The following is a 13,601-nucleotide window of genomic DNA, read 5'->3' on the forward strand; positions in this document are numbered from 1 at the left end:
TAGGAAACGGGGACGACTATAAGTATGGGGAATTTGCTATTAACGGTGTATTTATCCAGTCGGTTTATATTGAGTTTATTAATTAAATTAATTTTAAACAATCTATCTGTTTGCCTGTGAGATACCAACGTCTTATGAGAAACTAAATTCCATAAACCAAACCCTTTTACAAGCATTTGTCATGATAAAATTCAGGTATACACTTACTTGTACATCAGATATGTATTTGCATATCATACATACTGAATACGTTTTATGTGTTCTTTTGAAATATTAAGAAGTTTTGGGGGAATTCGTTCAGGATAAGATACATTTTCACAAATTGGTTTACTGATTAAATGATTGATAACAAATCTTCTTACATACATAAATAGTTGATTAACATCCTAAATATTGGTCGTTGGGATACTTTTTAATACTTGAGATGAATGTAATCGTTACATTTGCTCATATATGTTAACTAACTTTTACCTTTTCTATTTTTTCTTTAAATCTTACCTAAGTAAAATACTATGAACATATTTATCAAAAGCTTTCTGGTCTTTTTTCTATCGTGTATGCTTACCGGAAATGTATTTTCTCAGGTAAGAGTAACGGTACAAATTATCCCACCATATCGATACAGAATCACCGATTATTCTTCGCATCCCGAGCAGATTTTAATTACACTCTTAAACACCACTACTACCGAACAACGTGTTCAGCTAAGAGGTACTATTGTTGGGGATAATGGGATAGAAATGCGTGTTCAGTCTGGTTTTAAAAGTAGAACTCCGCTTGTGATGGCTTCTGGTGAAATGAAGGTTCTAAATGGTTCAGATTTTACCTCCTTCTTTGATCTCGACCATCTTGAGTACGTCGGCATCACTCAGGCAGAAGCCATTCGTGGCAATGGCCTACCAGAAGCAAACTACCGCTTATGTATTCGTGCTTTCAACTACGATTCTAATATTCCGATAAGTGCCGAAGAACCTGTTGGTTGCAGTAATAATTTCAGTATTACCAACATAGAGCCTCCCGTGATAACATCACCACGTGATGGAATGGAGGTTACAAATACTACTGTACAATTATTAAACATTAGCTGGAGTACTCCGCCAGGGGCACCACCTACTACATGGTACAGAATCAGGATAGTAGAAATAGTGGGAAACCGAAATCCCAACGATGCCCTTCAGAGTGCTATTCAACCTTATTTCTTTGAAAAAGAAGTAATGGGAAATATGTATGTGTACAGCCCAGCAGATCCTCAATTAGTCCTTGGCAGACGATATGCCATGATGGTAACTGCATTTGACCGTAATGGTTTTACCAATTTCCGAAACAACGGACAAAGCTTGGTTACCAGTTTTATATATGGACAAAGCTCTGTTGTAATAAACGCTGGTGTAACAGGTATTAGTGTACCCTCAGGAATGGGTAGTACATCATCAGCAGGATCAACGCTAGTCGAGACTACAACCCCTGTCGTTCCTGTAAACAGCATTTTACAGGGGAAGGTTACCTTTGCTTATGCTTCTTCAGAACAAACTGATGAAACAGGTACGAGTACATTAACAGACATAGCAACGAATGCCGCCGCAGAATCAATTACGAGTCTGCCTGTTAATAACCCTACCCCAGGCACAACCAAATACAACTTAAATAATGGTCAAGTAACATTGTACGGAACAATGTTTTCAGGAGAATCAATTGTACTTGGTACAGCCCAAACGGCTTCGGATGGTACTTATAGTATAAGCTTCAATACCGTTACGGCTGATATGTGTCAGGGGGGGTATATCATAGCTAAGCATACCGATAACCAACTTTACCCTGTTATACAAACTGTAAAATTGGTAAAAAATACCACTAATAGCTACGATACTAACCTTGGAACGACTGTCTTACAGATTATCTCTATGCAGGTAAAACCACTAGTATTAGTGACTACTGGTTATCCTGGACTGACGCTCAATTTCTTATTAAATCAAGCCAAATACAATGCATCGCCAGTAATGAAGGCAGTATTTGGTAACTCCCCCGAAACTGTAACCTACAATAACGTTAGTTATGTAGTACTTGCCAAACGTAGCAATGGAAACACGTTTAAACGATTGTTCAGAAGTACTGCACCAGATGACTACTTGGTACAAGTAAGCTATCCATCAACAGAATCGGTCTATTATCCGTTAGGAACGTTGCCCGTACGAAGTACATCAGACACTGCCAAAATCGTTACACGTGTAACAAAAAACTTTGTTTTTAACGTAAGTAAAAACCAGATAGATGGTATTGTTACCTTCTCAGGCATTCCTCGAAGCGGGGCAAAAGTTACAGCCACTATTCAAACGTATGATCTTAGACCCGGCGTACCTAAGAACGTCAATACTGTATATACGGCTATAACAGATGCTAGTGGTTATTATAAGTTCGCTGAGTTACCATGGCTTCTTCCGAGAGGTATTGTTAAATTATCCGTTACAGATACTCGTATTATGGAAAGCGCTACGGAAGTAGATGCAGTGATACAAGACGGACAACAACTTCAGACCAAAAATATTGCCCTTAAAAGATTAGTAGCAACCATTATTGGTCGAATAAAGTTTAGTTCATCATCAACTGGTGATGGCATAGAAAATGCCCTAGTAACCCTAAGAGGTACTAATATCTCTACACGTACCACAAAAAATGGCTATTTTACTCTAAAGGTTCCCTATCCAGTTCCACTTGGCAGTAAACTTGATTGCTATGCTGATGGATATCTCGATAAAGAGATATCATTTTATATGTTGCCTGCAACATATCCATCGGGTGGATACACTGCAAGTAATTGGCAGTCCTATCTATGGGGTCTAGATCCGTTGAAATACCTGAGTAAGAATGATATCACTGCTGATCTTCTAGGAATTGGTACGGGACAAGTGAAGGACATTTTTCCAACTTATTTTAGCGTAGGCGAAGAAGTGAAGGGCTCTTACGTGACATCTGGAACTGACACAAAACTTACCCTTATACCTAGTGGTAGTGCTGTTTTATTCTTTAGCTTGAGCAACAAGCAGATAGTTGGAGGAAAAGTAACCATAGATGGTAAGGAAGTTTTTACTGCAACAGATGGTGTTCCGTGGTTCTACACAGGTACACCTGGAACGCATAGTTTTACGATTGAGCCAGTTGTAGGTGGTGCATCATTCATGAAGGCTTCAGGATCTTTCAATATCGTTAATGGAATTAGTGGTTTAGACCTAAAAGTAATATTAACGCCTGCTATGGTAATTACGGGTGTAATACGTAATACAGAAACTGGAATAGCGGTCGCAGGAGCCAAGGTGTATGTCAACGGTCTCCCTTATGAAGCCGTAACTGATGCTAAAGGAAATTATACGCTCACCCTTCCCAAGGCTGATAGAGAATATGTACTTAGTGTAGTACAATCATCGTTTATTGCACCGACTGAAGTTAAAGTACCTGTAGGAGTCAATAGTACAGTAGACTTCCCTCTTCAGTATATAGACGCCGATGCACCAAGGCTACAAACTTTTGGAGGTTTTCCTGTAGCGATTACTAAAATAAAGAAAATAAGTGCAGGAAATTTTGAGATTACTGGCTCATTAACGGTTGCATCTAATAGCCTATATACTGTAGAAGGAAGGAATGCAACCCTAACATTTAGCGATGTGCCTATAAAGGCTAAGGCTACAGACATCAGTGCAGTGCCTTTGGGCGATGTTACCTTTAAAGAGTCTGTAATGAACGTAAAGGCATTCAATTTTGCTTCAGTTGAGGTACAGGGGAATCCTTTTATAAAGCTTAAAACAATAACAGGAAGCAAATTTGTAATTGGTGGTGACCAACTAGTGCTTCGACTCAGTTCATCTAGCGCAACTGATAACCTGCCTATTAAACTACCAGATACAGCATTGAAGGATAGTTTATTAACAAATACTACCTTTAATTATGTATTTAGCTCATCTGAAATTCCCGAATTGAGTAATTCTAGAAAGTTGAGAATGAAGTTTCTAGAATCAGGTCAAAGCTTTTCGTCAACGGTTTCTTTTATACCAGCTGCCACTGGTAATTTAGAATTGCAAGCAGGTGTTATGGGCACTTTATTGGTAAATAAAAGTACTCCAAGCCTTAGCAGTACAGGATATAGTGTAAGCACTTATTTTCAATTACCTACAATAACAGGATTGACTATACCAGCAAGCACAGTGACAAGCTCTAGCTACGAATGGTTTAGCATGAAACCCGCTACTATTGTACAAGGTAGTATGGCGGTGAGTGGCAAACCTTTTATTGCTACCATGCAAAACTTTAGGCTGATGGTGAGTAAGATGGATTTGTCTGGGTTGGGTACTACTAATCCGAATTTGTCCATGTCTGGAAAGATTACCCTTCTTGAAGGAAACCAAGAAAACGGCACACTTACCATCAAATCACTTTCATTGACAACCAAAGAAGGAGTAGGAACTACCCTAGCGGGCGTAGTACAGCTTCCTTCATCTGGATTGACCATGAATGGATTAACCTTTAAAACAACGGGTACCAATGGTAACATCAGTTTGAGCTATAATTTTGACGCAGGAAGCTTTGAATTCAAAACTTCTGGCACGTTAGATTATGCTGGTACTGGAGGTTCAGCAGGCATCAAGTCGTCATTGACAGGGATATTCCCAATTGTGGTAAATCAATTCCAATTACGGAGTAAAAATTGGGACTTATACCTGGTTGCTTCACCCAATGCAGTCGTAGACTTGAAGGTGGCTAGGATAAGTATCAAGACTTTACTCGTGAACATCGGTAACGGTATTTCGATGAAAGCCATGGCGCAAGCACTTACTGATGCGGCCAAGCCAATTGAGAAACAAACAGCTAACAATGTGCAAATGACACCAGCACAAGCTACATGGGCAATAGGACTTACAGGTGGAATTACCCTTCCATTTGAGGGACTCTCCACTACTGCTTCGGCCTCATTTGTAGTAGGGAATGTCGGTAACGGTCCTGAAATAATGTTGAATGATTTTGAGTTGGAAATGAAAAGCTCATCATTCAAACTGAACGGAAAAGTAAAGTTGCAGATTGATGATGTAAAGCAAGGCTTTGAGGCCGCTGCCAAGCTAAAAATGGCAACTAAGGATTTTGAAGCAGCCTTTAAATACTATAACTATACAGCAGGTGGTTTTCAGCTTGCAGCCAGTATTACAACCAATGCGGGCGTTGCTACAGGGCCTATCATGTGGCACAATATAGGCGGGGGATTTGACATCGATACTAGAACACAGAAATACGATGTATTCTTAAAAGGAAGCTTTGGCCCGATGGGTGTGCCCAAAACAGTAGCCATGGTAAAAGATGCCACTGTTGGGATTTTGTTTGATAACACTAATTGCAACGATAACCCAGTGATATATGGTAGTGGGTCGCTGGTGATGAAAGATAAGCTTTGGGGTATTATGGAATTTAATGCAGACTTTTGTAGGAATTCGCTGTTAGTTACGGTTAGGTCTAGAGCAAGAAATGATATAAAATTTATTGAGGGTGTAGATGCAAATGTCGAGGGTGTGCTTTATGCACTAGCGCCATCATCATCACAGGGAGATGGTGCGTTGTTCCTTGGATTTAATGCCTCAGCATATGCAGGGGCTATCTTAAACGGGAACGTATTTATGGCACTTGGTTATAACTTTAGCAGTAAGACTCCAGGAGCTCCCGCAGATGCTAAAACGTTATTAACTTTGGTGGGGAGTAATGGTCTTGATAACAATGGCACCATGAATGCCATCTATTTAAAAGGATCCCTGATAGTACCAAACTTCAATGCTGCATTCAATGCCGAAATAGCTGGTTTCAAGGCATTTGGCTTTCGATACAGGTATGTTTCTTCAGGAAATGTAGAGATGTATTATAAATTCGTTGAAAACAAATTTTACGCTAAGTCAGCATTCAGTTCATCATCCGATTTCAGGGTTACTCTTTTAAATATGACCCTTGGTGCAATGGGTGCTGTTAGTATGAATCTAGAAGGAGGTTACGATGGTTCATGGTTTGTAAAAGGTAGTGCTAATATGGCAGCTCAATTTTATTCAGACGAAAGAGCAGGTTGTAATACGATCAACGTTACCTATTGCTCGCCACCAGCAGTGTGCCCATGTTTTAGTTATTTTTACGGCATCCCTTATCCAAACGGTAGCTTCAATTGCTCTTGCGGAAGCAACTGGGTTCCTTGTGGCGTTGGATTTAAAATTTGTACCAACGTTGGGGCAGATTTCAATGTATCTAGCGCAGGATCAAGTGTTAATGTTCGCTTATACTAATTCTTGAATAGAAAAAAATCTTATGAAAAATATAGTAACCCTTATTCTGTTAATCTCGTGTTGGGCAACTGCAAGTTTGCATGCCCAGCGAGCACCCATAGAAACACCACGTGTGCTAAAAGTGGCTTCGTCTAAAGCAGGAAATTATATTTACCTTACTGGTAGAGATGAAGTTGAAGGCAAAGACACAGCTATCCTGCATGCTACCGACCATTTTATCATCAAAAGAATGCCTTTTGTACTCATTACAGATTCGACCAAAGCAAAGGCAGCCTTAAAAAACTTTAAAACAATTGGTAAAGCCGAAAAAGCAAATAGTGATAAAGTGCTAAAAGAGCTATTTAACGAAAATGACTTAACCGATGTAAAAAGGTTTTTGGATAAAAAAACAAACAAAGAACTCCTTGACTTTGTTGACAAGCACGTAAAGGCAAGTGACTATGGTTTCCTTTATTCTCTCATTGAAATCCGTATGATGATGGGGCAAGTTTACTTAGATACTGAAGTAAAAGATGGCGAAGTAATGTATTATCAGGTAATTAGAGTTGATAAAAACAAAAAGGAATATCCATGGGGTGTAGCCCTTGCTCAAAGCAAAGTGGGTAACTATGCTTTGTCTTATCTTAAGCCTAAGGTAACAGCATTGCAATCTACAGACTCTAGTGTAAACATTACATGGAAACTGAAAATCTCGGAGGCGATGGTCAATACGTTTCCAAAGCCAATCACACGAGCATCTTTTGACCCAAAAGGAGACTTGCTAATGGTACCATTCCCACTTTCGGCACTTAGTGGACGAGTAGTACCTACACGTGAAGGTAAGACTATACCGGGCATAAAGCTAATTCCATCAATAAATCGTACCCTTGATACCCTTACCTTTAATTATTCGGGTACTGTAGGTAAAGATGAACAATTTGCAGCTTATTTAATGGCTGAAGATGAAATCTATAATCAGGGTGTACATTCAGATACCGCAGTAGTTTTTGGCGTAGAGGCTAGAAGTATACCATTGATTTATGGTGTTAGGGTAAGTGAAATTGAGAATGGTATTTGCCTTGCTTGGGACAAACTGCCTAATAAGTCGTATGTGACGGGTGTGGAAGTTACACGATACGACAGTCAGGATACAATGGTACCGCTAGGCGTATTGTCTGCAAGTGACACTACCTATACCGACTATGCCATCAAGGTAGGAGAACATTATCGTTATCATGTCAGAGCCTTGTTTATACATGGTATTGGCATCACACAAGAGGCTCCAGCACAAGGAGTAGGTACATACACTAAGTTTTCGAAGCCCCTACCTCCTTACAACTTAGAGGTTTCTTCAAACGTGAAAAATGTTTCATTATCATGGAAAGGGGCTGATGAACCAGGGTTCTATGGTTATTTTGTGTACAGAGGTACATCGCCTAAAAAAATGTATTTGATTGCAGGACCAGTAAAGGAAAAAAAATATACTGATACCTCGGAATCATTGAGTGGTAGAAGCCAGTATTATTATGCTGTGAGAAACCAAAACCTGAGACAGGATACCAGTATGTATAGCAACATCGTAACGGTTATTCCTATTAAGAAAATTGACGTTATTGCTCCTGATAATATTCAGTTTTATTACGTCAATGGCAAACTTAGAGTAATGTGGGATGACACCAGAACACAAGATAATGCTATTGAGACTTTCTTGATACAAAGGAGAAAAAAAGGAGAAACAGAATATGTTACGATGAAACCTAAAGAAGCAGGCAATGCATTTTTAGTGGATAGCCTTATCCAAAGAGGAACAACTTATCAGTACAGAGTAGCATCGGTGGCTTTTACGGGTGATATGAGTGCCTATAGTGACATCACAGAATACAGTCTTGAAAAACCTAAAATAGAAACTGTTAACGAGTTTTATGTACGGAATATTACTGCGGGTGTAGAGGTAAGTATTCCCGAAATCATTTATTCTAATCGTAAAGGCTATACCATTTACAGACGTAATGCTACAGGTGGTGATTTTGTAAAGGTACACACGATGCCGTCTGACACATTTGTGTTTACCGATGAAAAAATAGAGAAAGGTCAGACCTATATATATGCCATCAGTATCACTGAAAACGACGGCAAAGAAGGAGAAATGGGACTTTCTAGGTCGGTTGAAAAATAAGATTTTTAGTTATAAGGTAGGATGTATTAATTAGATATGAAATATTAGATTTTTTTGATGCAATACTTAGACATTCTAAAATATTTCATATCTAACCTACCGTCTAATAATTTCACCATTATTGGATTCAGAACCTATCAAGATAAAATACACAATTGGCTTAAATACATCAATACCAGTTATGATTCTGAAATAAATTTAACCTTTGACAAAAAATAGTAATGCCGAATTAGGGCTTTTCTAAGACATTACTATGTAAACCATCCATAAAACGATTATTCGTTTTCCTGAAAAATTTAGGCTCTCCAAAACCTAAAACAATAAAGAGCCTCACGCTCGAAAGGGCTTATTGAATATATTAAAATGTTTTAAGGCAAAAGGAATATTTATCCCTGATATATTGAAGGAACGGGATGCTCTTTAACATTTTGAGTCGTAGGCAACAAACTACGACTAGTTTGATCAAGTTCCTTTTGTTTATTTAATTTGATTTCTTCAAATGCATTTGGAATATGAACATTACAATAGGGGTCTTCATAGCCTAATTTCTTCATCCATTCTTGGATTGCACTTTGATAACGAATATTGTACTTTTTTAATAAAAACTTCTTTGTTACACCTCCAGATAAGTACTCTTCGATAACTTTGCGTTTAAATGGCTCATTAACAATTTTTTCGCTTTTTAATCTTCTTTGTCCCATTACTTTAAAGTTTATAACTAATTTCGATAACTTAGCCGAATCTGTCAACTTATTTTATGACAAGACAGGTCTAAGTGTTTTTCACTTAGACCTGCAGGGGTTAGTAACAACTAAAACCCTTATTAATTCAATAAACAAATGACTAAAATGAGAATTCTTTTTACGGGTGGCTCGGGAAAAGCAGGAAAGTACGTAATTGCGTATCTGCTCGAACAGGGACACAAGGTACTGAACGTGGATATAACACCTTTGAATCTTGTAGGGGTTGAAAACCTAATAGCTGACATTACGGATGCTGGACAAATGTTTAATGCCATGAGTTCTTACATAGGCTTAAGTGAATTGGAAGGTGGCGATGGCGTACCAAAATTTAATGCAGTAGTACATTTTGCCGCAGTTCCTAGAATTTTGATTAAACCAGATAATGAAACCTTTCGAGTGAACACAATAGGGACCTATAATGTGATTGAAGCGGCTGTTAAACTGGGTATTAAAAAGATTATTGTTGCTTCTTCGGAAACCACTTATGGAATCTGTTTTTCAGATGGACAAACTGACCCAAAATCATTACCACTTGAAGAGGATTATGATGTGGACCCTATGGATAGTTACGGATTATCAAAGGTTGTAAATGAAAAAACGGCCCAGAGTTTCCAGCGTCGTTCAGGCTTTGATATTTATGCACTCCGAATCGGAAATGTGATTGAACCTCATGAATACGCTGAACTATTCCCGCATTATTTTAAAAATCCTGAAGTTCGTCGCAGAAATGCTTTTTGTTATATAGACGCCCGTGACTTAGGACAAATTGTAAATTTATGTTTACAGAAAGACGGGCTTGGGTTTCAGATTTTCAATGCTGGAAATGACCACAACGGTGCCATTATTCCAAGTAAAGAATTAGCCGAAAAGTTTTTTCCTAACGTACCAGTTACTCGTGAATTAGGCGAACACGAAGCCTTATTTTCTAATCGAAAAATCCGAGAAGTACTTGGATTCAAAGAACAACATAATTGGAGGAAATACGTAAAGGCTGAGTGATTTATAGATTGGTCATCCCACTAAAAACTGAATACACAAAACAATCAAATTGATAACAAAAATTCATGAAATATCTTCAATTTAGTAATAATGACAAAATCCCAATGTTGGGTTTAGGCACTTGGAAATCAGACAAAGGTGAGATTTATCAAACCGTTAGAAAAGCCATCGAAATTGGTTATCGCCATTTTGATTGTGCCTTAATCTATGGTAATGAACACGAAATAGGGCAGGCAATTTCAGATGCAATCAATTATAGAGAAGTAACCAGAAATGAGCTTTGGATTACCTCAAAACTATGGAATAATCGCCATAAAAAAGTTGATATTCAACCAACTATTGAAATAACATTGGACAGTTTGAAACTCGAATATTTAGATTTATACTTAATTCATTGGCCAGTAGCACTCTTAAACAACGTAAATTATCCAAAAGATGGGAGTGAGATGGTTGACTTGAAGCACATTCCTTTGGTGGAAACTTGGCAGGGGATGATTGCTTTAAAAGAAAATAATTTGACCAAGCATATCGGTGTTTCAAATTTTAGCATTAAAAAAATCAATGAATTAATCAATGAAACTGGCGTTTGTCCAGAAGCCCTACAATTAGAACTGCATCCATTTCTTCAACAAAAGAAAATTGTAGATTTTGCCAATGCCAACAACATCGTCCTCACTGGTTTTTGCCCTCTTGGTTCGTCAGATAGACCCATAAATAGGATTACAGAAGGTGAACCCAAGTTATTTGAAAATAAAACAATTATAGATATTGCCCAAGAGAAAGGAAATACACCTGCACAAATTATGCTCGCTTGGGCAATCAATAGAGGCACATCGGTCATTCCAAAATCTGTAAATCCACAAAGGTTAAAAGAAAATCTTGAAGCGGCTAATATTGAACTTACACCTTTAGAAATGGAGAAAATTAATCAATTAGATCAACATTATCGATATATTAAGGGTGATTTTTGGTGCTTAGAGGGCAGTGGCTATACTCTTGAAAACCTTTGGGATGAAGTTTGAAATAGGGCTAAATCAATAAAGACCAATATGCCTGCGGGGAGAATAAACTCAAGGCTAGGCTTTGACATAGCGTTATTTTCGTTCTAAAATCATCCTTTTTTAATGCTACGGTATCAATCCCTAAGTAATCCTAAACCCTAAAACAATAAAGAGCCTCAAGCTCGAAAGGGCTTATTGAATATATTAAAATGTTTCAAGGCAAAAGGAATATTTATCCCTGATGCTCTTTAACATTTTGGGTTGTATGAAACAACCAAGCACTCTATAGTATCTTTAGCAAAAGCAAGTTAAAAATAAATGAATAATGCCAGACTAACTGGCATTACACAAGGTAGATTACTATCGAATATGTCTCCTCTCTGAAGAAAAAATATTAGAAAAATAATCTAAAAATTGCTCACTTTTTATTACAGTACCTTAGTTATTAGCGGTAGTTGTTTGTCCGTTTAGAATTTTCCGTTGTTGTTTTTCCAATTTTCTTTCGCTGGAATTTCTTCAATGGTATCCCAATGCTCGGCAATTTTACCATTCTCAACTCTAAATAAATCGTAAAACGAAGAGTGTTTTCCTGCCATTTGTCCTTCACTTACTACCAATATAAAGTTTCCTTCACCTAATATTTTATGGATTTTATCATACTTAAATCCAATGTTATTTTCTGCAAAATATGTTAATGCTCCTTGCAGACCTTCTATTTTGTCGCCAATATGTGGGTTGTGTTGTACATAGTCCGTAGGATGAATATAATCTGGAATAATTGAGGTGTCTCCATCCACTAAAAAATCTGTAACAAATTTCTTTATCAGTGCTTTATTTACATCAGTTTTGTCAAGGTCTTTAATTTCGGTGGCACCATCAATCATTGTATGTCCATTGGCGGTTTCTGTTGCTGTTTCCTGCAAATTATCCCAATGCTCTACAATTTTCCCATCTTCAAATCGGAAAATGTCGAAGCCGATTTTTGGTCCAAAAAAATCGTATTCTGTGTGTGTGAAAGCGAAATCTCCATCTTGAAAAGAGCGAACAACATTAACCTTAAACCCTTGTTCTGGTTTATTCTTTAGTAACTCGCCAAAACCAGCAAAACCGTCAGCTATACTCAAATTATGTTGTGTATATTTTACCTGATTGAAATAAGCAATAGGGGCTGTATCTCCACTCTCTAAACTGTTTAAAAGATTTACTATCTTTTGTTTTCTATTAAGTTCCATTATTTTTATTGTTTTAAAATGAGTTACAAAAATGCAACTACAATAAAAACTGGAAAAGGCACAAATGGGGTTAAACGTGATACTTTTATGCCAATGTGTTTTTCTCTCTAAATTCAGTTGGGGTAAACTGCGAATGTTTTTTGAAGTATTTGATAAAATTAGTTGGTTCTTCAAAACCTAAATTATAACCAATTTCTTTAATGCTTTCGTTAGTGTGTGCTAAAATTCTTTTCGCCTCCAACATTATTCTGTCGTCAATTATTTCTTTAGGTGATTTGCCTAAAACCTTTGTAGTTGCTTGGTTTAAACGTTTTTCAGTAATGATAATTTCTTTGGCGTAGTAATTTACTTGTTTTTTATTTTTATAGTCCTTCTCTAATAGGTCTTTGAACAGCATTACATAATCGAGGTCAGCGCTTTTATTAATTTCGGTAAAATTTTGTTTACGTCTTTCTCTTTCCGAATAAAGCAAAAAATTATGTAGCAAGTTCCGTAAAATGTCGGATTGAGAATTGTCTTTGGTGTTTCGTAATTCATCTGTCATTTGATACAGCAAGTCTGTAAATAATTTTAATTGCCTTTCTATTTGAATTTGCGAAACAGAAAATAAGTCGTTGAACAAAATACTGTTCCGTAAAAACTTAGTATCGGTTTCTGTCTTGCAGAAAAAGCTGTCTGTAAATAAAATTACTTTGCCACTAAATTTGGTTTTGTTGTCAAAACGCTGAACGGTGTCTTTGTTGAGAAACAACAACGTGTTGGGTTTTATTTTTATTGGACTAAAGTCAACCAAATGTATCGGGCTACCTTGGTCAAACCAAATAATGTTGTAAAACCCTGTTCTGTGAGTTATGGTTAAAGTGTCTTTAAAGTCTTTGTACAGTTCAGCGATGTCCACAATTTCAAATTCTTGTGGAAGTCCTGTCTTGAAGTCGTATTTTTTAATGTCTGTTGTCATTTGCAGGGTGTCGCTCTACAATTACCCCTAACTCGCTAATATGCGAAGATTTTGTAGGACTTTTTGTATTGTTTTGCCAGTTTTTGTAATTCCTAAAGTAGTTGTTTTCTTAGTAATTCTAAACAATTCTCTTACTTTAAATTTAATTGGTCAAACAGACTAACAATTTTCAAAAGACTTACTTTAAAACATGGATATTACTATAAATGATAAA

7 protein-coding genes are annotated in these 13,601 nt (G+C 37.2%); 4 read left to right on the forward strand and 3 right to left on the reverse strand.

Going from position 1 to position 13,601, the window contains the following annotated elements; translation table 11 throughout:
• Nucleotides 1-512 precede the first annotated feature (512 nt).
• Together VB798_RS15355 and VB798_RS15360 are read left to right on the forward strand one after the other, a co-directional pair.
• Entirely contained in the window at nucleotides 513-6,299 is a 5,787-nt protein-coding gene (locus VB798_RS15355) for a carboxypeptidase regulatory-like domain-containing protein (protein WP_323259854.1), read from the forward strand.
• Between the two features lie 22 nt (nucleotides 6,300-6,321).
• Nucleotides 6,322-8,454 (forward strand): fibronectin type III domain-containing protein, encoded by a 2,133-nt coding sequence (locus VB798_RS15360; protein WP_323259855.1) that lies wholly within the window; start codon nucleotides 6,322-6,324, stop codon nucleotides 8,452-8,454.
• A 386-nt stretch (nucleotides 8,455-8,840) separates the two neighbouring features.
• Here the strand turns inward: VB798_RS15360 and VB798_RS15365 are convergent, their stop codons facing one another.
• Complete coding sequence (locus VB798_RS15365; protein ID WP_323259856.1) at nucleotides 8,841-9,155, reverse strand: transposase; 315 nt, start codon at nucleotides 9,153-9,155, stop codon at nucleotides 8,841-8,843.
• A 138-nt stretch (nucleotides 9,156-9,293) separates the two neighbouring features.
• Between VB798_RS15365 and VB798_RS15370 the strand changes: the two genes are divergently transcribed.
• Complete coding sequence (locus tag VB798_RS15370) at nucleotides 9,294-10,196, forward strand: NAD-dependent epimerase/dehydratase family protein (protein WP_323259859.1); 903 nt, start codon at nucleotides 9,294-9,296, stop codon at nucleotides 10,194-10,196.
• Nucleotides 10,197-10,261: 65 nt separating this feature from the next.
• A complete protein-coding gene (locus VB798_RS15375; RefSeq protein WP_323259860.1) occupies nucleotides 10,262-11,218 on the forward strand; it encodes an aldo/keto reductase in 957 nt (318 codons plus the stop codon).
• A gap of 446 nt (nucleotides 11,219-11,664) precedes the next feature.
• On the opposite strand, the gene VB798_RS15380 is transcribed toward VB798_RS15375, so the two are convergent.
• The gene (locus VB798_RS15380) at nucleotides 11,665-12,429 is read right to left on the reverse strand and encodes a nuclear transport factor 2 family protein (RefSeq protein ID WP_323259862.1); all 765 of its coding nucleotides are present in this window, start codon (nucleotides 12,427-12,429) and stop codon (nucleotides 11,665-11,667) included.
• A gap of 85 nt (nucleotides 12,430-12,514) precedes the next feature.
• On the reverse strand, nucleotides 12,515-13,387 hold the full coding sequence (locus tag VB798_RS15385) for a helix-turn-helix domain-containing protein (RefSeq protein ID WP_323259864.1): 873 nt from the start codon (nucleotides 13,385-13,387) through the stop codon (nucleotides 12,515-12,517).
• Nucleotides 13,388-13,601: the final 214 nt, after the last annotated feature.

Source organism: Arcicella lustrica (assembly GCF_034930985.1).
GTDB lineage: Bacteria > Bacteroidota > Bacteroidia > Cytophagales > Spirosomataceae > Arcicella > Arcicella lustrica.